This is a genomic window from Variovorax sp. LG9.2, from assembly GCF_035018885.1.
Taxonomy (GTDB): domain Bacteria; phylum Pseudomonadota; class Gammaproteobacteria; order Burkholderiales; family Burkholderiaceae_C; genus Variovorax.
This window is the reverse complement of record NZ_JASJXB010000007.1, coordinates 144,076-167,986: the sequence shown is the minus strand read 5'-3', so window position 1 is coordinate 167,986 and position 23,911 is coordinate 144,076. Positions and strand designations below refer to the sequence as shown.

Below are 23,911 nucleotides of genomic sequence, written 5' to 3'. Positions count from 1 at the left end.
ATGCCATCTTTCGTCCACGGGCGCCGCGGTTTGAGGCTCGCGGCGTTAGCGGCGGCGGTAGCGCTGGCTTCCTTGCTTGCGTCAGGCTGCACCGGCCTGCGCCCGGCCAAGGCGCCGATCGACACCTTCGTCGACAAGAGCACCTGCACGGCACGCGCCGACACCTTGCTGATCATGTTGCCCGGCGCCTATTCGCATCCCGACGAGTTCGTGCGTGAGAACTTCGTGAGCGCGGTGCGGGAGCGGCAACTCGCTGTCGACATCGTGCGCGTCGATGCGCACCTGGGTTACTACAACAAGGGCGCCGTCATCGAGCGCCTGCAGCAAGACGTGATCGCACCTGCGCGGGCGCGGGGCTACAAGGCGATATGGATCGTCGGCATTTCCATCGGAGGGCTGGGTGGGCTGATCTATGCCAACGCACATCCGGTCGACGTGACGGGGCTGGTCGTGTTGGCGCCCTACCTCGGCGATCGCGTGCAGAGCTTGGATGTCGCCAACGCCGGCGGACTCGTGCGATGGCAAGGGCCGCTCACCGACCCCGTCGGCGACGACCGAGCCGGCGGCGAAAGAGCGCAGCGCGAGACGGCACTGTGGCAATGGCTGAAGGCTTACGCGCGCCGGCCGCTGCCGGTCGATCACCCGCCGCTCTACCTGGGCTATGGCCTCGACGATCGGTTCGCCTTCAGCCATCGACTGCTCGCGGCCGCCTTGCCGCCGGAGCGCGTATTCACCACTGCAGGCGGGCACGACTGGCCCGAATGGACGCGGCTCTGGCGCGCGGTGCTGCCGACGCTGCCGCTGCCGGGTTGCAATGGCTGAGGCCAACTAACTTTGCGCCGTCGGCCGGACAATGATCTCGCCGACATCGACAACGGAAGGCTGCTCTATCGCGAATGCGATGGCACGGGCAATTGCATCCGGCGGTATCCCCATCTTTTCCATCGTGGACTGCGTCTGGGCTTTCAGCTCCGGGCTCGTCATGGAATCCGCGAAGCCGGTGCGGGTCATGCCCGGCGAGATCACCGTTACCCGCAACGCAGTGCCCGCTTCTTGTCGCAAACCTTCCGAGATCGCTCGCACCGCGAACTTGGTGCCCGCATAGACCGCCATGCCTGGGACGATGCGGTGCGCTGCCGTGGACGCGACGTTGATGAAATGACCTGCCCCCTGCTTGCGAAAGGTGGGCAAGGCGGCCGCGATGCCATAGAGCACACCCTTGATGTTGATGTCGATCATCGCGTCCCAGTCGTCGACGCGCGCCGTCACATCCAGTTCGCCGGCATTTTGGAAGGCTCGTTCTGGCTTTGGACCGAGGACGGCGAGCCGCCGTTGTATCTGAACACCGGCGATTTCTACCTCCTGACGCACGGCCAGCCCTACTGCACCGGCAGCGATCCGACACTCGTGCCCATCGATGGGCGCGAAGTGCTTGCCAGTTGCATGGATGCGGATGGCATCGTTCGCTACGGCCAGCACGGCGACAAGGTGAGTGCCGCCGGTGGTCGCTTCGTCTTCGACGCCGATGCGGAGGACCTCTTGCTGAAGTTGCTGCCGCCACTCGTCCATGTGCCGGCCGGATCGGAAGGCGCTCCGTCGCTGCGGGCGCTGCTCGAACTCCTTCGCCTAGAAACCGAGGCCGTACGACCCGGCGGCGCGGTCGTCGCGACCAACCTTGCGAACATGGTGCTGATGCAGAGTCTTCGGTTGCGCATGGCTTCCTGGGCTCATCTGCCGGGCTGGCTGGGTGCGCTTGCGGATCCAAAGATCGGAGCAGCCCTGCACCTGCTGCATGCCGACATCGCGCACCGCTGGACCGTCGACGAGCTTGCATCCAGCGTCGCCATGTCTCGCACGACCTTCGCCGAGCGGTTCAAGGCGATGACGGGTGTTCCACCGCTTCGCTACCTGATCGAATGGCGAGTGGCCGTGGCCAGCGCGGCGCTGAAGTCGAACCACCGCAGCATTTCAGAGGTCGCCGAGATCGTCGGCTACGGCTCGGCGGCGGCCTTCAGCTCCGTATTCTTTAAAGTGACCGGACGACGGCCTGGGCAGTACCGGGTTGAGAGCGCAGTGGTTGAAAGGGACCCGTGACAGGGCCAGGTTCGCCGCGAGGTAGGCATTGCAGTCCGCCGTAGTTGCGGCCGGCGAGCGGGATGTCGATCTCGTCGCCACCTTGCGGACCGTGCCCGGTTTCCCACACCACCGACCGTTCGACTTAGGCCCAAAAGTGGCAACGAGAGCATCCGCCATCCTTTGCAAATTGGTACGGCCGCAGCATGACCCGATCACCCACCGACACAAGCAATTCACATTCCTTTGACTTACATCACGCGAAGCGCTTATGCCGGATAACCGATGAACTTTACAAATTCATATCACAGAATTTGTAAATATCTAATTAGAACAACAAGTTAGGATAGAAATCCAGAAACTGGATGAAATTGACATCAATGAGTGTCGTCAATATCCTACGTACCATGCGTTTATTTGTCTTACCTGCCATCCTCCTCATTGCTTTTGCGGCGCATGCCGCGCCACAACAGGAGCGCAGCGACGACATAGAACGAATGCTTTCGGATAAAGGCTTGATCAGCAAGCTCGATCATGTTCGCCAGACCGTCAGCGATCGCACCTCCGAACTGGTGGTCACCGCCGTCGGTTTCCTGGGCGTACCTTACCGCCGTGGCGGCAACACCGCCGAAACCGGCTTCGATTGCAGTGGCTTTGTCCGCGCCATGTACAACCAGACCATCGGCCTCGTGCTGCCGCGTCGCGCTGTCGAACAGGCTGCAGCCACCGAGCCCATCGCACGCACCGATCTCAAGCCCGGAGACCTCGTGTTTTTCAACACCATGCGCAGGGCGTTCAGCCATGTCGGCATCTACGTCGGAGAAGGCAAGTTCATTCACTCGCCCAAGCCAGGCGCCCAGGTCCGTGTGGAAGACATGAGTGGCAGCTACTGGCAGAGCCGCTTCAATGGCGGACGCCGCGTGCAAGCAGTCCAGGGCGAAGAAGCCAAGGTCGGCGATTGAGCGCTGCCTGAGCGACCAGAGACCGAGGCCCTCCTCTGCAGGGCACGCATGAAAAAACCCGCCGTCGGCGGGTTTTTTGTTGGGCGCAACCTGCTCGACGAGTTCAGCGCTTGACCGGCGGCAAGTCGGTGCAGTGACCGTGGAGCGCCTCTGCGGCCAGGCCGATGCTTTCACCCAGCGTCGGATGCGGGTGGATGGTCTTGCCGATATCGATCGCATCGGCACCCATCTCGATCGCCAGCGCAATCTCGCCGATCATGTCGCCTGCGTGTGTGCCGACGATGCCGCCGCCCAGGATCTGCTCAGTTTCTGCATCGAACAGCAACTTGGTAAAGCCTTCGTCGCGGCCGTTGGCAATAGCGCGGCCTGAAGCGCTCCACGGGAAGAGCCCCTTCTTGATGTTGATGCCTTCCGCCCTGGCCTGGTCTTCGGTGAGGCCGACCCAAGCCACCTCGGGGTCGGTGTACGCCACGCTCGGAATCACGCGGGCATTGAAGGCCGCCGCGGCAAGTTGCTTGTCGCCCTTCTGCTCGCCAGCGATGACCTCGGCTGCCACGTGCGCCTCGTGCACAGCCTTGTGTTCCAGCATCGGCTGACCGACGATGTCGCCGACCGCGAAGATGTGCGAGATGTTGGTCCGCATCTGGATGTCGACAGGAATGAAGCCACGGTCGGTCACGGTGACGCCGGCCTTCTCGGCACCGATCTTCTTGCCGTTGGGCGTGCGACCGACGGCCTGCAACACCAGGTCGTACAACTGCGGCTCTTTGGGTGCGGCCTCACCTTCGAAGGTGACCTTGATGCCGTCCTTGGTCGCTTCAGCGCCGACGGTCTTGGTCTTCAGCATGATGTTGTCGAAGCGTGGAGCGTTCATCTTTTGCCAGACCTTGACCAGGTCGCGGTCAGCGCCTTGCATCAGGCCGTCGAGCATTTCGACCACGTCGAGTCGAGCGCCGAGCGACGAATACACCGATCCCATTTCGAGCCCGATGATTCCGCCGCCCAGGATGAGCATGCGCTTGGGATCGATGCCCAACTCCAGCGCGCCGGTCGAGTCGACCACGCGTGGGTCTTTGGGCATGAACGGCAGGTGCACGGCCTGCGAGCCAGCCGCAATCACGCAGTTGCGGAACTTGACGATCTGCGCCTTGCCGGTCGTGGCCTGGCCATCACCGCTGGTCTCCTGCACCTTCACGTGGAACGCGTCGATGAACTCGCCGACACCGCGCACGGTGGTGACCTTGCGCATCTTCGCCATCGCGGTAAGCCCACCGGTGAGCTTGCTCACCACCTTGTTCTTGCGTGCGAGCAGCTTGGTGCGGTCGATAACGGGCTCGCTAAACGTCACGCCCATGTCGGCGAAGTGCTTGACCTCGTCCATCACCGCAGCGACGTGCAGCAGCGCCTTCGACGGAATGCAGCCGACATTCAGGCAGACACCACCCAAGGTCGCGTACCGCTCGACCAAGATGACCTTGAGTCCAAGATCCGCCGCGCGGAACGCCGCGGAGTAGCCACCGGGACCGGCACCCAGCACGAGCAGATCGCATTCGTGATCCACGGTGCCGCCATACGTACTCGCCAGCGCCGCCTTGCTCCCGCCCCCCACGGGGGAGGGTTTGGGTGGGGGCACGGAAACCGGCGCTGAAGCGGTGGGAGCAGGCGATGCCTGAGCAGCCGCAGCCGGCGATGGCACCGATGCAGCAGGCCCAGCGGCCGCAGCCCCGCTCACCTCCAGCGTCAGCACCACCGACCCCTGCTTGACCTTGTCGCCGACACCCACAGCCAGCGACTTCACGACGCCCGCGGCCGACGATGGAATCTCCATCGACGCCTTGTCGGATTCGACCGTGATCAAAGACTGCTCGGCCTTGACCGTGTCGCCGACCTTCACCAGCACCTCGATCACTGCCACTTCATCGAAGTCGCCGATGTCGGGTACCTGAATTTGTTGTTCGCTCATGGGGACACCTTCAATTTGAGAGTGAGTACATCGGCCGGTCCGGCCGAGTTGCGATCGAATTCACAGCCGGCCGCGATGCCCGCGTCGGCCACCTCACGCGCCGATCGAGCCTTCGCATACACCGCGTGCATCGCGCCGAGTGCAAAGCTGCGTCCGGAGCCGATGCTCCAGAACTGCTTGAACTCGAACACTTCGCGGTAGCTGTAGACGCCATAGATGCCGGTCGCATTCGCCAGCATCAGGCTGAACTGGCTCGACTCGTAAGGGTCGTGCTCGTCTTCCTTCGTCTGCAGAAAAAACGACTCTTTCAGCAGCGGATGCAGCTTGGTGAACGTGCGGTAGATCTCGTCGCGGCTGCGCAGCTTGAGGTCGTCTTTGCCGATCGCTGCCAACGCATGCCGAAGTGCCGGAAAGTGCGCTACCGAACCCGACGCGGCAAAAAGGCTGCGCCTCCCTGCATCGTCGACTTCGAACACCTTGCGGTTGTCTTCCTGCGCATGCGAGAGCCGCGTATCGCCGAAAGTGACCAGCGTGTCCGCCGCGATCACCACCTGGCTGCCCTTGCGGACAGCCACCACCGTGGTCATAGCAAGACTCGACGGAAGTCGGCGAGCACCTGCCCTAAGTAGGTGTTGAAGCGCGCAGCCGATGCGCCATCGATCACCCGATGGTCGTACGACAGCGACAGCGGCAACGTCAGGCGCGGTACGAACTGCTTGCCGTCCCACACCGGCTTCATCGCGCTCTTGGACAAGCCGAGGATCGCCACTTCAGGCGCGTTGATGATGGGCGTGAAGTGCGTCCCGCCGATGCCGCCGAGCGAGCTGATCGACATGCAGCCGCCCTGCATGTCGGCCGAGCCGAGCTTGCCGTCGCGCGCCTTCTTGGCGAGCTCGCCCATCTCGGTGCTGATCTGCAGGATGCCTTTTTTGTCGGCATCCTTGAGCACCGGAACGACCAGACCGTTGGGCGTGTCCGCCGCGAACCCGATGTTGTAGTACTGCTTGTAGACGAGCGTGTCACCGTCCAGGCTGGTGTTGAAATCAGGAAATTTCTTCAGCGCCGACACGACTGCCTTGATCACGAAAGCCAGCATCGTTACCTTGACGCCGGACTTCTCGTTCTCCTTGTTGGTCGAGACGCGGAAGGCCTCGAGCTCGGTGATGTCGGCATCGTCGTTGTTGGTAACGTGCGGAATCATCACCCAGTTGCGATGCAGGTTCGCGCCGCTGATCTTCTTGATGCGCGACAAGTCCTTGCGCTCGACCGTGCCGAACCTGGTGAAGTCGACCTTGGGCCACGGAATCAATCCGAGCGCCGCGCCGTCGCCGGCACCGCTGGCCGGCGCTTTTGCCGCCGATGCTTTGGTACTCGATGCACCGCTCATCACGGCCTTGGTGAAGGCCTGAACGTCTTCCTGCGTGATGCGACCCTTGGGACCAGAGCCCTTCACTTCTTCGAGCGGAACGCCGAGCTCGCGAGCGAACTTGCGAACCGATGGCGATGCGTGCGGCAGGCTCGCGCTGGGTGCGACCGAAGGGTTGTGGCCGGCCGGTGGCGCCGACGCCGCTGGCGCCTCAGCAGGTACTGCCACGCTGGCGGCAACAGGTGCGGCAGCGGCTTGCGCGGCCGCTGTTACCGGAGCCGAAGCCGTCGGTGAAGGCGTCGAAGCGTTGCCGGTGGCGCCCTCCACGATCGCTATCAGGTCGCCGATGTTGACCGTGTCACCGACCTTGACCTTCAGCTCCTTCAGCACGCCGGCAGCCGAAGCCGGAATTTCCATCGAAGCCTTGTCGGTTTCGACGGTGATCAACGACTGTTCTTGCTTGATCGTGTCGCCAAGCTTGACCAGGATCTCGATGACCGAGACGTCCTTGAAGTCACCGATGTCGGGCACTTTGATTTCGACGGGACCGCCGCTGCTCGCGGGTGCTGCGGCGGATGCCGCCGGTGCAGCGGCTGCAGTAGCCGGCGTCGGCGCGGCAACAGCAGCGGGTGCGGGCGCTGCGGCGGGTGCCGGTGCCGGTGCCGCAGCGCCCTCACCTTCCAGCACCAGCACGACCGAACCTTGCTTCACCTTGCTGCCGACCTCGACCTTGATCTCCTTCACCACGCCCGCCTGGCTCGACGGGATTTCCATCGACGCCTTGTCTGTCTCCACGGTGATGAGCGACTGTTCAGCCTTGACCGTGTCGCCCACCTTCACCAGGATCTCGATCACCGCGACTTCGTCGAAATCGCCGATGTCCGGTATCTTGACTTCCACTGCTGCCATGTTTTTATCTCCCGCCTCGAAGGCGTTTCTGGTTGTTCGTTTTGGTGCTTCGTCAGGCCGCAGGATCAAGCGTAGAGCGGATTCACTTTGTCGACGTTGATTGCGTACTTCTTGATTGCGTCAGCCACTTTTTGCACGGGTATGAAGCCGTCCTCGCTCAGAGCCTTGAGGGCCGCCACGACGATGTAATGGCGGTTGATCTCGAAGTGCTCGCGCAGCTTGTTGCGGAAGTCGCTGCGGCCGAAGCCGTCGGTGCCGAGCACCTTGTAGGTACGGCCCTTGGGGATGTACGGACGGATCTGCTCTGCGTAGGCCTTCATGTAGTCGGTCGATGCAACCACCGGGCCGGTGCTCGCGGCCAGTTGCTGCGCCACGAACGAGACGCGCGCAGTGTCGATCGGGTGCAGCAGGTTCCAGCGGTCGACGTCCTGACCGTCGCGGGTCAGTTCGTTGAAGCTCGGGCAGCTCCACACAGACGCCGAAACACCCCAGTCCTGCTCGAGCAGTTCTTGCGCCGCGAAGCTCTCGCGCAGGATGGTGCCGCTGCCGAGCAACTGCACGGTCGGCGCGTCTTTGCCCTTGACGGCCTTGAGCGCCGGACCCTGCTTGGCCAGGTACATGCCCTTGATGATCTGCTCTTCGGTACCGGGCGTGAGGCCGGGCATCGGGTAGTTTTCGTTCAGCAGCGTCAGGTAGTAATAGACGTTGTCCTGCTTCTCCACCATGCGCTTCAGGCCGTGGTGCAGGATGACGCCGACTTCATGCGCGAAGGTCGGGTCGTAGCTCACGCAGTTGGGAATGGTGTTGGCCAGGATGTGGCTGTGGCCGTCTTCGTGCTGCAGGCCTTCGCCGTTCAGCGTCGTGCGGCCCGAGGTGCCTCCGAGCAAAAAGCCGCGCGCCTGCATGTCGCCAGCAGCCCAGGCCAGGTCGCCGATGCGCTGAAAGCCGAACATCGAGTAGTACACGTAGAACGGCACCATGATGCGATTGTTCGTGCTGTAAGAGGTGGCAGCCGCGATCCAGCTGCTCATACCGCCGGCTTCGTTGATGCCCTCTTGCAGGATCTGGCCGGCCTTGTCTTCCTTGTAGTACATGACCTGGTCTTTATCGACCGGGGTGTACTGCTGGCCTGCGGGGTTGTAGATGCCGATCTGACGGAAAAGGCCTTCCATACCAAAGGTGCGCGCCTCGTCGACCAGGATCGGTACCACGCGCGGGCCCAGCGCCTGGTCGCGCAGTAACTGCGTCAAGAAGCGAACGTAGGCCTGGGTCGTCGAGATTTCGCGGCCCTCGGCAGTCGGCTCCATGACGCTCTTGAAGACGTCGATCGACGGCACGGTAAAACTTTCGTCGGCCTTGGTACGGCGATGCGGGAGGTAGCCGCCGAGCGCCTTGCGCCGCTCGTGCAGATACTGCATTTCCGGTGTGTCGTCGGCCGGCTTGTAGAACGGCAGTTCGGCCAGTTGGCTGTCGGGAATTGGAATGTTGAAGCGATCGCGAAAGGCCTTGATGTCCTCGTCGCTCAGCTTCTTGGTCTGGTGAACGTTGTTCTTGCCCTCGCCGATCTTGCCCATACCAAAGCCCTTGACGGTCTTGACAAGCAAGACGGTAGGCTGGCCCTTGTGCTTCACGGCTGCATGGAAGGCTGCGTAGACCTTTTGCGAATCGTGGCCGCCGCGGCGCAATTGCCAGATGTCGTCGTCGCTCAGCTTGGCGACCATCTCGGCGGTGCGCGGATCGCGGCCGAAGAAGTTCTTGCGCACGTAGGCGCCGTCGTTGGCCTTGAACGACTGGTAGTCGCCGTCGTTCGTGTCCATCATGATCTTGCGCAACGCACCGTCCTTGTCGCGCGCCAGCAGCGAGTCCCAACCCTGGCCCCAGATCAACTTGATGACGTTCCAGCCGGCACCACGGAACTCGCCTTCGAGTTCCTGAATGATCTTGCCGTTGCCGCGCACCGGGCCGTCGAGCCGCTGAAGGTTGCAGTTGATGACGAAAACCAGGTTGTCGAGGTTTTCTCGCGCGGCCAGTCCGATGGCACCGAGCGACTCGACCTCGTCCATCTCGCCGTCGCCGCAGAACACCCAGACCTTGCGGTTCTCGGTATTGGCGATGCCGCGCGCGTGCAGGTACTTCAGAAAGCGCGCCTGGTAGATCGCCATCAGCGGGCCAAGACCCATCGAAACGGTCGGGAACTGCCAGAAATCGGGCATCAGTTTCGGATGCGGATAGCTCGACAGGCCCTTGCCATCGACTTCCTGGCGGAAGTTGAGCAGCTGCTCTTCGGTCAGCCGGCCTTCGAGGTAGGCGCGGGCGTAGATGCCGGGCGACACGTGGCCCTGGATGTAGAGGCAGTCGCCGCCGTGCTCTTTGCCGGGTTCCGCACTCTCGGCGTGCCAGAAATGGTTGAAGCCGGCGCCGAACATGGTGGCCAACGAAGCGAATGAGCCGATATGGCCGCCGAGATCGCCGCCTTCGGGCGGGTGATGGCGATTTGCCTTGACCACCATCGCCATCGCGTTCCAGCGCATGAAAGAGCGCAGCCGCTCTTCGATTTCCGCATTGCCGGGCGAGCGTTCTTCCTGGTCGACCTCGATGGTGTTGACGTACGCCGTGGTCGCCGAAAACGGTTTGTCGATGCTGTGCTGGCGCGCATGTTCCAGCAGTTGTTCCAGCAGAAAGTGAGCCCGGTCGGGGCCCTCGCTCTGAATGACAGCGGACAAGGCGTCCATCCATTCGCGCGTCTCTTGCGCGTCCGCGTCATTCGCGGCCGAGCCGAACAGGTTCTCGGGATTTGCCGACATGCTTGTCTCCTGCTTATTGGTTGTGAACGTAATTTAGTGCCGGAATTGGCAACGCGCGGCAGTTTCCCACATTATTTAAGCAATTTCAAATGGCAGATGATGATTTCTTAATGTGATATTTCAGGCATGGCTTCATGGCGGTTCGCAGCCTTCCCCTACACTCGGCCGATGCCCTTTTCTTCCCCGATCGCGGTCGCTCGCAGCGCGGCAAATGCGTCTCCCCTTTCGTGGTGGCGGCGCTGGTGGCGGCGCCAGACGCCGGTGCTGCAAGACGCGGTCGCCATGCTCGCGCCGCTGGCCGCCGTGCTGCTTTTTCTGGGCGTGATCGTTTCGGCCTTCTGGTACCTGCGGGCCGAAGAAGTCGAAAGGGAACAGGAGTCGGTCAAGCGCGATGTCGAGTACGCGCAGCAACGCGTCCGATTGCGGCTGCTGGAACGGCAAGAGCAACTGATGCGACTGGCCCGCGATGCGTCGAACCGCGAGATCGATGCGGCCGAGTTTGGCAGCCGCGCCGAGTCGCTGGTGAGCCAATTCCCGGAACTGCAGGAGATCAGCTGGATCGATGATCGCCGGCGCTTCAAGGCGAGCTACGCGGCGCCGAGCGTGCATCCGTCGCAGCAGCATCCGGTCGGCGAAGTGCTGCGGCCCGGCGATACCGAAAGCAACTACGCGCTGGCTCGCGAACTGCGCCAGCCCGTGTTCTCGCAGCCGATGGCCGGGACCGATCCTCCGAGCATGCTGCAGCTCCACATCCCGCTCTTCGATCAAGGCCTGTTCGCAGGCGCAGTGGTCGGCGAATTTTCTGTCGACGGACTGCTCCGCTACGGCATTCCGCCGGAAGTCTCGGCACGGTATGCCGTGTCGCTGCTCGATGCCAAGGGCGGCCTGTTGGCCGGCAACACCGTCAATCCGCGCGCGGCCGGCACGCGCCTGCTGCCCTGGGCCGAGCACACCAACGAATACGAGGTGCCGGTGTCGCCGGTCGGCAATGGCCTGGTCCTGCGCGCACAGGCGTATCGCACGTCGCAAGGCTTCGTCGGCAACGGCCTCTTCTGGCTGGTCGGCGCATTGAGTGTGCTCACCAGCTGGATGCTCATCGGCACCTGGCGCCACACACGGCGGCGACTGCAGGCGCAACAGGCACTGATCGCCGAAACCAACTTCCGCCGGGCGATGGAAAACTCGATGCTGACCGGCATGCGGGTGCTCGATCTCGAAGGCCGTATCACCTACGTCAACGCCGCCTTTTGCGCGATGACCGGCTGGAGCGAAACCGAGCTGGTCGGCCAGGCGCCGCCATTTCCGTACTGGCTCGAATCCGATCGCGAGGTCATGAACGACCGGCTCGAAGAAGAATTGCATGGCCGGGCCTTGCCAGGCGGTTTTCAGGTGCGGGTGCGGCGCAAGAACGGCAGCATCTTCAACGCGCGGCTGTATGTGTCGCCGCTGATCGACGCCCGCGGCCATCAGACCGGCTGGATGACGTCGATGACCGACATCACCGAGCCGACGCGCATTCGGGAGCAGCTGTCGGCCTCTTACGAGCGTTTCACCACCGTGCTCGAAGCGCTCGATGCGGCGGTGTCGGTCGCTCCGATCGGCAGCGAAGAATTGCTGTTCGCCAATAAGCTCTATCGGCTCTGGTTCGGTTCCAACACCGTCGGCCACCTGGGCATGGTGGCGCAGGCGGGTGTGCCGGCCTCGCAGGCGCACGACGAGGCGCTGGACGATGTCGACCCGTTCGCCGGCTTGCCGATCGACACGCTCACCGCCGCCCAGCCCGCCAACAACGAGATCTTCGTACTCGAGCTCGGCAAGTGGCTCGAAGTGCGCTCACGCTATCTGACCTGGGTCGACGGCCGGTTGGCGCAGATGGTGATTGCGACCGACATCACACCGCGTCGCGTAGCAGAGGAGCAGGCAGCTGCGCAGGCCGATCGCGCGCAGGCGGCGAGTCGGCTCATCACCATGGGTGAAATGGCGTCGAGCGTGGCGCACGAACTCAACCAGCCGCTGACAGCCATCGCCAACTACTGCAACGGCATGGCGTCGCGCATCCGTGGTCAGACGATCGATTCCGAATCGCTGTTGGCCGCGCTCGACAAGACATCCAAGCAGGCGCAGCGGGCCGGCCAGATTATTCAGCGCATCCGGTCTTTTGTGAAACGCAGCGAGCCCAATCGCACGCCGGCCGAGGTGAGCACGATGGTGAGCGAAGCGGTGGAACTGGCCGGCATCGAACTGCGGCGCCGCAATGTGCGACTCAACCACTACGTGGCGGCGCGGTTGCCGATCCTGCAGGTCGACCCGATCCTGATCGAGCAGGTGATGGTCAATCTGCTGAAGAACGCGGCCGAGTCGATCGACAACGCGAACCGGCCACTGGCGCGGCGCAGCGTCGAATTGCGCGTGCTGCCCAAAACGATCGAGGGCCAAAGCGCCGTCGAGTTCTCGGTGCAAGACACCGGCATGGGTCTGGCACCCGAAGTGATGGACCGACTTTACGAAGCATTCTTCTCGACCAAACCAGAAGGCATGGGCATCGGTCTCAACTTGTGCCGCACCATCGTGGAGTCGCATCGCGGCCGCATGCAGGCGGAGAACATCTACAATGGTTCAGATGTCGTCGGATGCCGTTTTTCCTTCTGGATTCCGGTGTTGGATGCTCTTAAATCCATAGCAAACGACGAGGCAAAGGTACCTGCATGAGCTTGATTCCGAAGAAGGGCACGGTCTACGTCGTCGACGACGACGAAGCAGTCCGCGATTCGCTGCAGTGGCTGCTCGAAGGCAAGGACTACCGAGTCCGCTGCTTCGATTCCGCCGAGTCTTTTTTGTCCCGCTACGACCCGCGCGAGGTCGCCTGCCTGATCGTCGACATCCGCATGGGTGGTATGACCGGGCTTGAATTGCAAGACCGGCTGATCGAACGCCGCTCGCCGCTGCCCATCGTCGTCATTACCGGTCACGGCGACGTGCCGATGGCAGTCGACTCGATGAAGAAGGGCGCGATGGATTTCATCCAGAAGCCATTCAACGACGAAGAACTGGTGACGTTGGTCGAACGCATGCTCGAACACGCGCGCAGCGCTTTTGCGCAGCACCAGCAATCGGCCAGTCGTGATGCCCTGCTGTCCAAGCTCACCGGCCGCGAAGCGCAGGTGCTCGAACGCATCGTCGCCGGCCGGCTCAACAAACAGATCGCCGACGACCTCGGCATCAGCATCAAGACGGTCGAGGCGCATCGCGCCAACATCATGGAAAAGCTCAACGCCAACACCGTAGCCGATCTGTTGAAAATCGCGCTGGGTCAGGCGGCCCCCGTCAAAGCCTGATGCTCGCCAGGCAGGCGGCGAACCGATGCCTATGGCTTCGATAGCAATCGATGACTTCAACGCCTGCGCAAGCGGGCGTTTTTACTTGGAAAATCGAATCCGATGACAGCTCAACTGATCGACGGCAACGCACTCTCGCGCACGCTCCGCGCCGAGGTCGCCCAGCGCGCCGCCGCGCTCAAGATCCGCGGCGTGGTGCCCGGCCTCGCCGTGGTGCTGGTCGGCGAGAACCCCGCGAGTCAGGTCTACGTGCGCAACAAGGTCAAGGCCTGCGCAGACAACGGCTTGCACTCGGTGCTCGAGCAGTATCCAGCCGACCTGACTGAAGCCGGCCTGCTGGCGCGCGTCGAGGCACTCAACAGCGACCCGACCATCCACGGCATCCTCGTGCAGCTGCCGCTGCCGCCGCACATCGACGCACAGAAGGTGATCGAGGCCATTGCCCCTGCCAAAGACGTCGATGGCTTCCACGTGGCGAGCGCCGGCGCGTTGATGACCGGGTCGCCCGGTTTCTGGCCCTGCACGCCATACGGCTGCATGAAGATGCTCGAATCCATCGGCTATGACCTGCGTGGCAAGCATGCCGTTGTCATCGGCCGCAGCAACATCGTCGGCAAGCCGATGGCGCTGATGCTGCTCGCCAAGAGCGCGACCGTGACGATCTGCCACAGCGCCACCGCCGACCTCGGCGCGATGACCCGGCAGGCCGACGTGATCGTCGCCGCCGTCGGCAAGCGCAACGTGCTGACCGCCGGCATGGTCAAGCCCGGCGCGGTAGTGATCGACGTGGGCATGAACCGCAACGAAGAAGGCAAGCTCTGCGGCGACGTCGATTTCAACGGCGTCAAGGAAGTCGCCGGCTGGATCACGCCCGTGCCCGGCGGCGTCGGCCCGATGACGATCACCATGCTGCTGGTCAATACCGTCGAAGCCGCGGAACGCGTCGCCGCTTCACAGGCTCTCACCGCATAGGCCTTCACTGCACAGGGCGGTCACCACAAGCCGCCTTCCTACTTGTACTCACGCCGCCTCGCCGCCAGATACACACCATGACCCAAACGACCGCCACGCTCAATCCGCTTCTCGACAATCCACTTCTCGATTTCACAGACCTCCCACTGTTCGACAAGATCCAGCCGGAGCACGTGGCACCGGCGGTCGACGCGTTGCTCGCGGAGTCCGATGCGGCACTTGAAACCGTGACAGCCCCGGGCTTTCCGTCGGACTGGACGGCCATCTCGAAAGTGCTCGACGTAGCGTCCGAGCGCTTCAGCCGAGCCTGGGGCGCAGTGGGTCATTTGAACGCCGTCGCCGACACGCCCGAACTGCGCGCCGCCTACAACGAAGCGATGCCGCGTGTCACCGCGTTCTGGACGCGCTTGGGTTCCGACGAGCGGCTCTATGCTAAGTACAAGGCCATCAATGCGACCACTCTCGACACCGAGCAGCAGCAGGCGCACAAGAATGCGGTCCGCAACTTCGTGCTCGGCGGCGCTGAATTGCAAGGCGCTGCCAAAGAACGCTTCGCCGAAATCCAGGAGCGCCAGGCCGAACTGAGCCAGAAGTTCAGCGAGAACGCGCTCGACGCGACTGATGCGTTCGCGTACTACGCATCGCCCGCCGAGCTCGATGGCATCCCGGAAGACGTGGTGAGCACCGCCCGCGCCGCGGCCGAGTCGGAGGGCAAGGCCGGCTACAAGCTCACGCTGAAGATGCCGTGCTATCTGCCGGTGATGCAGTTCGCAAAAAGCAGCGCGCTGCGAGAAACGCTCTACCGCGCCTACGTGACCCGCGCCAGCGAGTTCGGCGACGCCAAGCTCGACAACACCGCGCTGATCACAGAGATCCTTGCGCTGCGGGAAGAAGAAGCCAAGCTCCTGGGCTACAAGAGTTTCGGCCAGCTCTCGGTCGTGCCGAAGATGGCTGAATCGCCTGAACAAGTCGTCAAGTTCCTGCGTGACCTCGGCGTCAAGGCCAAGCCCTACGGCCAACGCGATCTGGCCGACCTGAAGGCTTTTGCAACGACGCAGCTCGGGTTGACCGACCCACAGCCTTGGGACTGGACCTTCATCGGCGAAAAGCTCAAGGAAGCGCGCTACGCGTTCAGCGAACAAGAGGTCAAGGAATACTTCACCGCGCCGAAGGTGATGGCGGGCCTGTTCAAGATCGTCGAGACCTTGTTCGAGGTGGCCATCCGTCGCGACAGCGCGCCGGTCTGGCACCCGACAGTCGAGTTCTACCGCATCGAGCGCGCCGGCACCACGGTGGGCCAGTTCTACCTCGACCCGTCCGCACGCGCAGGAAAGCGCGGCGGTGCCTGGATGGACGATGTGCGCGCGCGCTGGTTGCGCCCCGACACCGGCGCCCTGCAAACGCCCATCGCGCAACTGGTCTGCAACTTTGCCGAAGGCGTCGATGGCAATCCGCCGCTGTTGACGCACGACGACGTGACCACGTTGTTCCACGAGTTCGGCCATGGCCTGCAGCACATGCTGACGCAGATCAACGAGCGAGACGTGTCGGGCATCAGCGGTGTCGAATGGGACGCCGTCGAGCTGCCGAGCCAGTTCATGGAGAACTTCTGCTGGGAATGGGACGTGCTGCAGCACATGACCTCGCACGTCGACACTGGCGAGCCGCTGCCGCGCGCGCTGTTCGACAAGATGATTGCCGCCAAGAATTTCCAGAGCGGCCTGCAGACGCTGCGCCAGATCGAGTTCTCGCTTTTCGACATGCTGCTGCACACCGAATACCAAGCCGCCACCGCGAAGCCAGGCGATGTGCTCGCGTTGCTGGCGCAGGTCCGCAGCGAAATGGCGGTCATGCCTTCGCCGACCTTCAGCCGGACGCCCAACACCTTCAGCCACATCTTTTCGGGCGGCTACGCAGCGGGCTACTACAGCTACAAGTGGGCCGAGGTGTTGAGTGCCGATGCGTACGCGGCCTTCGAGGAAACAGCGGGCGCCAACGGCGAGCCGAGCATCGAGACCGGCCGCAAGTATCGCGAGGCCATCCTCGAATCCGGTGGCAGCCGCAGCGCCATGGACTCGTTCAAGGCGTTTCGAGGTCGCGAGCCGCAACTCGATGCGTTGTTGCGACACCAGGGCATGGCCGAGCCGCAACTGGCGTGACATTGCGTGGCAGCCGGGGGCGGGTGCTGAGATACTCGGGCGATCGATTCGATCACGGAGCCAGCTGATGAAATTGACCGCCCGACTCTCCGCCCTGCCGCTGTCGCTCGGCCTGTTGCTGGTCGCCGCCAGCGCAGCGGCGCAGCCGGTGTATCGCAACGTCGACAAGAGCGGCAAGATTTCCTTTTCGGATCAGGCACCCGCTGCCAATGCGCAGCCAGCCGCCCCGCGCGCTGGCATTTCGAGCGCGAGCACGGAAGGATTGCCGTACGAGTTGCGGCAAGTCGTGCAGCGGTATCCGGTCATGCTCTACACCAGTGACGAATGCGCACCTTGCGTGTCCGCTCGCTCCTTGCTCATCACTCGCGGGGTTCCGTTCGACGAGCGGCTGATCAAGACCGATGCCGACACCGCCGCCCTGCAGCGGCTGAGCGGGCAAACGTCGTTGCCGGTATTGAGCATCGGCTCGCAGCAGCTCAAAGGGTTTTCGGACGCCGAATGGTCGCAATACCTCGACGCGGCCAGCTATCCGAAGAGCTCGCAACTGCCCGCCGGCTATCGACCGGCACCGGCGCGGCCGCTGGTGGCTCAATCGCCGGCGCCGGCTGCGACCGGCTCGGCCAACACGGCGGGCAACGCGCCAGCAGCGGTAGCGCAGCCAACCGTTCCGCAGTCTGTCAACAACGGGCCGACGCCGAGCAATCCGGCCGGCATCAAGTTTTAAGCCGGCGGCGGTTACGCTATTCCAAAGCCGCCTCCTTCCCGCTCAATCGAACTGCAGGGTCTCGACCCCCGTCGGGGTCCCGAGCAGGCACACATCGGCCTTTTGATAGGCGAAGATGCCGACAGTGACAACACCAGGCCACTGGCTCACTTCGGCCTCGAAGGCACGCGGGTCGGTGATCTTCAGGCCCGACACATCGATGATGTGCTGGCCGTTGTCGGTGACCAGCGGTAGCCCGTCCTTCTCGCGCACCTGCGCCTCGCCACCGAGTCTTGCAAACTGCCGAATGATCCGGCGTGCCGCCATAGGAATCACTTCCACAGGCAGCGGAAAATCCCCCAGCGTGTTCACCAATTTCGATGCATCGGCAATGCAGACGAAGCGCCGCGACTGTGCCGCCACGATCTTCTCGCGCGTAAGCGCAGCACCGCCGCCTTTGATCATGTGGCCGCGGTGATCGATCTCGTCGGCGCCGTCGATGTAGACAGCCAGCTCCTCGACCTCGTTGCTGTCGAACACCGGAATGCCAGCGGCACGCAGCCGCTCCGACGATGCCACCGAACTTGACACCGCACCCTTGATCTCGTTCTTGATCGTGGCGAGCGCATCGATGAATTTGTTGACGGTCGAGCCCGTGCCGACGCCGACGATCTCGCCGCGCGTCACGTAGTCGAGCGCCGCAAGTCCGACTTGGGCCTTCATCTGTTCTTGTGTCAAGGGCGTAGCGGGTGAAGTCATCGCGGAGAATCCAGGTTCATTGAAGTCCGGAATTATCCGGTGTCACCGATTCCGGTGATGCAACGCCCGACACCACGCCCGACACCACGCTTGCTCACGCTGATGCCCCTCTCCTCGCTCTACAGCCTTGCCCGCCCTTTTCTTTTTGGCTTTGACGCCGAGCACGCGCATGAGCTCACTCTCGGTGCGCTGGCCCTTACGCAGAACACGCCATTCGATTTTGCTTATGCGGCACCGCGCGTCGATGACCCGGTGACATTGGCCGGCCTGACCTTTCCGAATCGCATTGGTCTGGCCGCCGGGCTCGACAAGAACGCACGCTGCATCGATGCCTTTGCCGCGATGGGCTTCGGCTTCGTCGAGGTCGGCACCGTCACGCCGAAGGCGCAACCGGGCAATGCCAAACCGCGGATCTTTCGCTTGCCGGAGCGTGAGGCGCTCATCAACCGGCTCGGCTTCAACAACGACGGGCTGGATGCCTTCGTCGCCAATGTTCAGCGTGTCCAGTTTCGCAAACGAAACGCCGCAGCGCCGATGCTGCTCGGCCTGAACATCGGCAAGAACGCCGCGACACCGATCGAGCGCGCAACCGAGGACTACCTGCTATGCCTCGACGGCGTTTACCCGCACGCCGACTACGTGACGATCAATATCTCGAGCCCGAACACTGCCAACTTGCGCTCGCTGCAAAGCGACGAAGCGCTGGATGCGCTGCTCGGCGCTGTGGCCGAACGCGGGACCGTGTTGGCGGCACAGCACGGCAAGCGCGTGCCGCTGTTCGTGAAGATCGCACCGGACCTGGACGCTGCGCAAGTCGGCGTCATCGCCGCGGCATTGCAGCGTCACCACATGGACGGCGTGATCGCAACCAACACCACGCTCTCGCGCGAGGCGGTCAAGGGTCTGCCGCGCGCGGAAGAAGCGGGAGGACTTTCAGGAGCGCCAGTCCGCGAGGCAAGCAATCGCGTGATCGGTCAACTGCGCAAGTTGCTAGGCAAGGGCTTTCCGATCATCGGGGCCGGCGGCGTGTTGAGCGCGACCGACGCTTGCGACAAAATCTCAGCCGGTGCCGATGTCGTACAAATCTACACCGGCCTGATCTACCGCGGGCCCGGCCTGGTGCGGGAAGCCGCTGAGGCGCTGCGCAAGCTCGGCGACTGAGCGCCCGCAACGCATGCCGTCGCGCTCAGATCAGCGGCGACCGAGCAACAGGCCGAGTAGCACGCCCACCGCGAGTGCAGCGCCTGCGATTTGCCATGGCTCGTCGTGCGCATAGGTGTTGGCGCTGTCTGCAGCCTCACGCGCCTTCTTGGCGGCAATGCGCGCCTTTTCGGCGGTCAGTTCCTTGGCGATGGCGATCTTGGCATCGACGCGCTGGCGCAAGGCCTTGATGTGCGGCACCGAGTCGAGTTCTTTGCTGGCGAGAACGCCTCGCACGTCTTCAACCACCGCATCGGCGGCTGCTTCGAGATTGCTGGTAGCACTCATTGAAATGTTCCCTCCGTGGATTGACGCCGGCACTGTGCCGACGACTTTGACACGCCTGCAATTGGCGTGCCGCTCATGGTACAGCCGCCAAACGGCCACCGAGCAATCCGGCGACATGCGTACCGATCGCCAGGCTGCTGGTAAGGCCCGGCGACTCGATGCCGAACAGGTTGACCAGACCCCGTACGCCGTGATCGGCAGGGCCTGATATGACGAAGTCCATCGCCGGCTGTCCCGGGCCAGAGAGCTTGGGGCGCATACCTGCATAACCCGGCAGCAACGCGCCTTCGCGAAGCGCGGGCCAGTAACGTCTGACTTCGGCGTAAAAGGCGTCGCCACGAGCCGGATCGACCACCAGATCGTCGGGCGACGACACCCATTCGACGTCGGGCCCGAACTTGGCCTGACCGCCGAGGTCGATCGTCAGATGAACGCCAAGCCCCCCGACTTCGGGCACCGGATAGATGAGGCGGCTGAAGGGCGCGCGGCCCGCGAGGGTGAAGTAATTCCCCTTTGCGAAATACTCGGTCGGGACTGCGTCGGCGGGCAAACCGGCGAAGCGTCTGGCAAGCGAAGGGGCGGACAGCCCAGCAGCGTTGACGACGCTGTTGCAGCGTACGCACGTACCGTCTTCCAGCTGAAGCTCGATCGCGCGGTCGACGCACTTGGCCGCAACGACTGACGACTTGATCGCCAGAACACCACCCGCGTTTTCCATGTCTCCCTGAAAGCTCAGCATCAACGCGTGGCTGTCGATGATGCCGGTGCTGGGGGAGTGCAGCGCGGCCAGACATTCCAGTTCTGGCTCCATGGCCCGCGCTTCAACGCCGTTCAATCGCACGATGTCGAGGACGCCGTTGCGCAGCGCCTTGACCTGAATGGCATCAAGTTCTTCGATTTGCGCAGGGGTCGTTGCCACGATCAATTTTCCGCAGCGCCGATGCGGCACGCCGCGCTGTGCCGCATACGCGTACAGCGCCGCGTTGCCTGCCACGCAAAGGGTAGCCTTCAACGAATCACGAGGGTAGTAGATGCCAGCGTGAATGACTTCGCTGTTGCGAGAGCTGGTGCCGGTACCGATGGCGTTTTCCGACTCCAGCACGACAACTTTGTGCCCTTGCAATGCCAGGGCACGCGCGACCGCCAAACCCACAACGCCGGCGCCTATGACGGCGCAATCGATGGTCTCCATGACACGAGCTTAGCGTCTTGTCGCAGATTGCTCGAGAGGCGTGTCGGTCAGCGCCATCGGATCAACAAAAAGAAGCGGAAGTTTGGGGCAACCAGCCAGCGAGCGAGTGGCCCGATCTGCAGTACGGCTGTGCAGACGCGAGGACGCATCTAACCTGTCTGACTGAAGGAATTGGTGGGCGGTCCAGGTTTCGAACCTGGGACCCCAGCAGTGTGAATGCTGTGCTCTACCCCTGAGCTAACCGCCCGAGCGCTGCTGCTGCAACACTTTGGATCTCCACGCTAAGGCGCGAAGCCTCAAATTATGCCATAGGGCTCTAGCTGACCTGGCGGAACAGCGTACGTCCGTTGCTGGCCTTGTCGAGCTGCTGCAGCGTCGCGTCGTGTGCCGCCAATTCGACATCGGCTGCGTAGATCACCGGTAAATCGAAGCTGCGCAAATCGATGGCCACGAAGGTACCCAGCGCTGGCTCGTTGGATGCCACATCGATCAGCAAGGCGTCCTGTCCACGCGTGAGGTTGATGTAGACGTCGGCCAGCAACTGGGCATCGAGCTTGGCGCCGTGGAAGGTCCGATTCGAGCGATCGACACCGAAACGGTCGCACAGTGCATCGAGCGAATTGCGCTTGCCGGGGTACACCTGCTTGGCCATGGCCAGCGTGTCGGTAACCTGGCCGACGAAAGTCTTCAACGGCGGCAGGCCGACTCGCTCGAACTCCTTGTTGAGAAAGCCGACGTCGAACGCAGCGTTGTGAATGATCAACTCTGCATCTCGCAGGTACTCGATCACGTCGTTTGCAAGCGCAGCGAACTTGGGCTTGTCGCGCAGGAAATCCGTCGTCAGCCCGTGCACCTTGAGCGCGTCTTCGTGGCTCTCGCGCTCGGGGTTGAAATAAATGTGCAGATCGTTGCCGGTGAGCTTGCGATTGAACAACTCCACGCAACCGAGTTCGATCACACGATCGCCGTTTTCTGCAGAGAGGCCGGTGGTTTCGGTATCGAGAACAACGAGACGCGACATCAGTGGTTTTCCTTGGCGTGATTGATCGAGTACTTCGGGATCTCGATGGTCACGTTCTGCTGCGCCAAGATGGCCTGGCAACTCAGGCGCGATTGCGGCTCAAGCCCCCAGGCGCGGTCGAGCAGATCTTCTTCGCCCTCTTCCGCCTCGTTGAGCGAATCGAAGCCTTGGCGGACCAGCACATGGCAGGTCGTGCAGGCGCAGCTCATCTCGCACGCGTGCTCGATATTGATGTGATGTTCGAGCAGCGCCTCGCAGATCGACGTGCCCGCGGGCGCGGTGATCTCGGCGCCTTGCGGACAGTATTCGGGGTGGGGCAGGATCTTGATGACTGGCATTTTTGTTCTACAGGGATTCGACTTTTCGACCCGAGAGTGCTCGGGCAATACCGGCATTCATGCGCGCTGCGGCAAAGCCTTCTGTCACATGAGCGAGCGCTTTGGTGGCGGCCTCGACAACCGCGGCATCAGTGCTCCGATGGGCTTGGCGCAGCGCCGTCATCGACTGATCGATCAGCGTGCGATCTTCAGAGCTCAGCAGGTCGCCGTCGGCGTCGAGCGCGCTCTGCGTCGCGAGCAGCATGCGATCGGCGTCCACACGTGCTTCGACCAGAGCCCGCGCCTGCATGTCTTGCTGCGCGGTCGCGAAACTGTCTTGCAGCATCGTCGCGATCTGGTCGTCCGACAGGCCATACGAGGGCTTCACGGTGACGCTGGCTTCCACACCACTGCCCTGCTCCTTGGCGCCGACGCTGAGCAAGCCGTCGGCATCGACGGTGAAGGTGACGCGAATGCGCGCAGCGCCAGCCGACATCGGCGGGATGCCGCGCAAAGTGAAACGCGCGAGGCTGCGGCAATCGGCAACGAGATCGCGCTCGCCTTGCACCACATGCAAAGCAAGCGCGGTTTGCCCGTCCTGGTAGGTGGTGAAGTCTTGCGCCATCGCGGTCGGAATGGTCTGGTTGCGTGGGACGATGCGCTCCACGAGCCCGCCCATGGTCTCGATGCCGAGCGACAGCGGGATCACGTCGAGCAGCAACAAATCGTCCGCGCCGCCGTTGCCTGCCAGCTGGTTGGCCTGGATCGCTGCGCCGAGTGCGACGACTTCGTCCGGGTTCAAATTGGTCAGTGGTGCACGACCGAAGAACTCGCCGACCGCATGCTGGATCTGCGGCATGCGCGTCGACCCGCCCACCATGACGATGCCCTGCAGGTCATCGGTCTTGAGCCTGGCATCGCGCAGCGCTTTGCGCACTGCGGCGATGGTGCGGTCCGTGAGCGGCTTGGTCGCCGCATCGAACTGCTGTCGGGTGAGCTCGAACTGCACGTCGGCACTTGACACCTGCACATGAAACAGCGTTGACGCCGAAGTGCTGAGCGCTTCTTTTGCAGCGCGCGCCGCCACAAGCATCGTGGCCCGATCGGCATCGTCTGTCGCGTGCGCACCGGTGTTCGACAGCACGAGATCAGCGATCGCATGATCGTAGTCGTCACCACCCAGCGCAGAGTCGCCCCCAGTCGCGATCACCTCGAACACGCCCTGCGTCAGTCGCAGGATGGAAATGTCGAAGGTGCCGCCGCCCAGGTCATAAACCGCGTAGACGCCTTCGCTGGCGTTATCGAGGCCGTAGGCGATGGCAGCAGCCGTCGGCTCGCTGATGAGCCGAAGCACATTGATGCCTGCGAGCTGCGCGGCGTCCTTGGTGGCTTGGCGCTGTCCTTCGTCGAAATAGGCCGGCACGGTAATGACCGCACCGTAGAGCGAATCATCGAAAGTGTCTTCGGCGCGGAAACGCAGCGTGGCCAGAATCTCGGCGCTGATCTCGACCGGCGATTTGATGCCCGCCGCAGTGTCGACCTTGACCATTCCGCCTTCGTCCACCAACCGATACGACATCGCATCGCGGTTGACGATGTCGGACAAGCCGCGTCCCATCAGCCGTTTGACCGAAGTGATGGTGTTGGCGGCGTCCTGCGCGCGTGCCGCCAGCGCTTCGAACCCGATCTGCCTACGCTCGGCGTCGAGGTAGCGAACCGCAGATGGAAGAATGACGCGGCCCTCGTCGTCGGGCAAGCATTCGGCAACGCCGTTGCGCACCGCGGCCACGAGCGAGTGCGTCGTGCCGAGGTCGATGCCGACGGCGATGCGCCGTTGATGCGGGTCCGGCGCCTGGCCCGGTTCGGAAATCTGCAGAAGTGCCATCGC

At 63.1% G+C, this 23,911-nt stretch carries 21 protein-coding genes and 1 tRNA gene; 9 read left to right on the top strand and 13 right to left on the bottom strand.

Features of this window, described 5'->3' with window-relative positions; translation table 11 throughout:
• The gene (locus QN413_RS09865) at window positions 1-822 is read left to right on the top strand and encodes an alpha/beta hydrolase (RefSeq protein WP_323496428.1); all 822 of its coding nucleotides are present in this window, start codon (window positions 1-3) and stop codon (window positions 820-822) included.
• 6 nt (window positions 823-828) lie between these two features.
• Here the strand turns inward: QN413_RS09865 and QN413_RS09860 are convergent, their stop codons facing one another.
• The gene (locus QN413_RS09860; protein WP_323496427.1) at window positions 829-1,239 is read right to left on the bottom strand and encodes an SDR family oxidoreductase; all 411 of its coding nucleotides are present in this window, start codon (window positions 1,237-1,239) and stop codon (window positions 829-831) included.
• Here QN413_RS09860 and QN413_RS09855 point away from each other — a divergent pair.
• Window positions 1,159-2,094: an AraC family transcriptional regulator gene (locus QN413_RS09855; protein ID WP_323496426.1), complete on the top strand. Its 936-nt coding sequence runs from the start codon at window positions 1,159-1,161 to the stop codon at window positions 2,092-2,094. The genes QN413_RS09860 and QN413_RS09855 overlap by 81 nt on opposite strands.
• Here QN413_RS09855 and QN413_RS27325 read toward each other — a convergent pair.
• Window positions 2,027-2,203 (bottom strand): PQQ-dependent sugar dehydrogenase, encoded by a 177-nt coding sequence (locus QN413_RS27325; protein WP_416352164.1) that lies wholly within the window; start codon window positions 2,201-2,203, stop codon window positions 2,027-2,029. The genes QN413_RS09855 and QN413_RS27325 overlap by 68 nt on opposite strands.
• A gap of 277 nt (window positions 2,204-2,480) precedes the next feature.
• On the opposite strand from QN413_RS27325, the gene QN413_RS09850 reads away from it, so the two are divergent.
• A complete protein-coding gene (locus tag QN413_RS09850; protein ID WP_187055121.1) occupies window positions 2,481-3,035 on the top strand; it encodes a C40 family peptidase in 555 nt (184 codons plus the stop codon).
• A 103-nt stretch (window positions 3,036-3,138) separates the two neighbouring features.
• Here QN413_RS09850 and lpdA read toward each other — a convergent pair whose 3' ends face one another.
• The 4 genes from lpdA to aceE all read right to left on the bottom strand — a co-directional run bounded on the left by lpdA (window position 3,139) and on the right by aceE (window position 10,077).
• Window positions 3,139-4,998: a dihydrolipoyl dehydrogenase gene (lpdA, locus tag QN413_RS09845; RefSeq protein ID WP_323496425.1), complete on the bottom strand. Its 1,860-nt coding sequence runs from the start codon at window positions 4,996-4,998 to the stop codon at window positions 3,139-3,141.
• Entirely contained in the window at window positions 4,995-5,585 is a 591-nt protein-coding gene (locus tag QN413_RS09840; protein WP_323496424.1) for an MFS transporter, read from the bottom strand. Before QN413_RS09840 ends, lpdA begins: the two co-directional genes overlap by 4 nt.
• Window positions 5,582-7,273 (bottom strand): dihydrolipoyllysine-residue acetyltransferase, encoded by a 1,692-nt coding sequence (gene aceF / locus QN413_RS09835; protein ID WP_323496423.1) that lies wholly within the window; start codon window positions 7,271-7,273, stop codon window positions 5,582-5,584. The genes QN413_RS09840 and aceF overlap by 4 nt, the downstream gene beginning before the upstream one ends.
• A gap of 65 nt (window positions 7,274-7,338) precedes the next feature.
• Window positions 7,339-10,077, bottom strand: coding sequence for a pyruvate dehydrogenase (acetyl-transferring), homodimeric type (gene aceE / locus QN413_RS09830; RefSeq protein WP_323496422.1), 2,739 nt, complete (start codon window positions 10,075-10,077; stop codon window positions 7,339-7,341).
• 168 nt (window positions 10,078-10,245) lie between these two features.
• Here aceE and QN413_RS09825 point away from each other — a divergent pair, with 168 nt between their 5' ends.
• The 5 genes from QN413_RS09825 to QN413_RS09805 all read left to right on the top strand — a co-directional run bounded on the left by QN413_RS09825 (window position 10,246) and on the right by QN413_RS09805 (window position 17,267).
• Window positions 10,246-12,786, top strand: a complete 2,541-nt coding sequence (locus tag QN413_RS09825; RefSeq protein WP_323496421.1) for a PAS domain S-box protein — start codon at window positions 10,246-10,248, stop codon at window positions 12,784-12,786.
• Window positions 12,783-13,412 (top strand): response regulator transcription factor, encoded by a 630-nt coding sequence (locus QN413_RS09820; RefSeq protein WP_187052477.1) that lies wholly within the window; start codon window positions 12,783-12,785, stop codon window positions 13,410-13,412. Before QN413_RS09825 ends, QN413_RS09820 begins: the two co-directional genes overlap by 4 nt.
• 102 nt (window positions 13,413-13,514) lie before the next feature.
• Window positions 13,515-14,384, top strand: a complete 870-nt coding sequence (folD, locus tag QN413_RS09815; protein ID WP_323496420.1) for a bifunctional methylenetetrahydrofolate dehydrogenase/methenyltetrahydrofolate cyclohydrolase FolD — start codon at window positions 13,515-13,517, stop codon at window positions 14,382-14,384.
• Window positions 14,385-14,461: 77 nt separating this feature from the next.
• A complete protein-coding gene (locus QN413_RS09810; protein WP_323496419.1) occupies window positions 14,462-16,543 on the top strand; it encodes a M3 family metallopeptidase in 2,082 nt (693 codons plus the stop codon).
• A gap of 67 nt (window positions 16,544-16,610) precedes the next feature.
• A complete protein-coding gene (locus QN413_RS09805; protein WP_323496418.1) occupies window positions 16,611-17,267 on the top strand; it encodes a glutaredoxin family protein in 657 nt (218 codons plus the stop codon).
• A 42-nt stretch (window positions 17,268-17,309) separates the two neighbouring features.
• Here QN413_RS09805 and rpiA read toward each other — a convergent pair whose 3' ends face one another.
• Window positions 17,310-18,005, bottom strand: coding sequence for a ribose-5-phosphate isomerase RpiA (rpiA, locus tag QN413_RS09800; RefSeq protein ID WP_323496417.1), 696 nt, complete (start codon window positions 18,003-18,005; stop codon window positions 17,310-17,312).
• A 102-nt stretch (window positions 18,006-18,107) separates the two neighbouring features.
• Between rpiA and QN413_RS09795 the strand changes: the two genes are divergently transcribed.
• Window positions 18,108-19,166, top strand: coding sequence for a quinone-dependent dihydroorotate dehydrogenase (locus tag QN413_RS09795; RefSeq protein ID WP_323496509.1), 1,059 nt, complete (start codon window positions 18,108-18,110; stop codon window positions 19,164-19,166).
• A gap of 30 nt (window positions 19,167-19,196) precedes the next feature.
• Here the strand turns inward: QN413_RS09795 and QN413_RS09790 are convergent, their stop codons facing one another.
• The 6 genes from QN413_RS09790 to hscA all read right to left on the bottom strand — a co-directional run bounded on the left by QN413_RS09790 (window position 19,197) and on the right by hscA (window position 23,908).
• Window positions 19,197-19,493: a glycine zipper domain-containing protein gene (locus tag QN413_RS09790; protein WP_187052482.1), complete on the bottom strand. Its 297-nt coding sequence runs from the start codon at window positions 19,491-19,493 to the stop codon at window positions 19,197-19,199.
• Window positions 19,494-19,566: 73 nt separating this feature from the next.
• The gene (locus tag QN413_RS09785; RefSeq protein WP_323496415.1) at window positions 19,567-20,685 is read right to left on the bottom strand and encodes an NAD(P)/FAD-dependent oxidoreductase; all 1,119 of its coding nucleotides are present in this window, start codon (window positions 20,683-20,685) and stop codon (window positions 19,567-19,569) included.
• 172 nt (window positions 20,686-20,857) lie between these two features.
• Window positions 20,858-20,932, bottom strand: a tRNA-Val gene (locus tag QN413_RS09780).
• 69 nt (window positions 20,933-21,001) lie between these two features.
• Window positions 21,002-21,706, bottom strand: coding sequence for a DNA polymerase III subunit epsilon (dnaQ, locus tag QN413_RS09775; RefSeq protein WP_323496414.1), 705 nt, complete (start codon window positions 21,704-21,706; stop codon window positions 21,002-21,004).
• Window positions 21,706-22,044, bottom strand: a complete 339-nt coding sequence (gene fdx, locus QN413_RS09770; RefSeq protein ID WP_187052485.1) for an ISC system 2Fe-2S type ferredoxin — start codon at window positions 22,042-22,044, stop codon at window positions 21,706-21,708. The genes dnaQ and fdx overlap by 1 nt, the downstream gene beginning before the upstream one ends.
• 7 nt (window positions 22,045-22,051) lie before the next feature.
• Window positions 22,052-23,908, bottom strand: a complete 1,857-nt coding sequence (hscA, locus tag QN413_RS09765; RefSeq protein WP_323496413.1) for a Fe-S protein assembly chaperone HscA — start codon at window positions 23,906-23,908, stop codon at window positions 22,052-22,054.
• Between the last annotated feature and the right edge of the window lie 3 nt (window positions 23,909-23,911).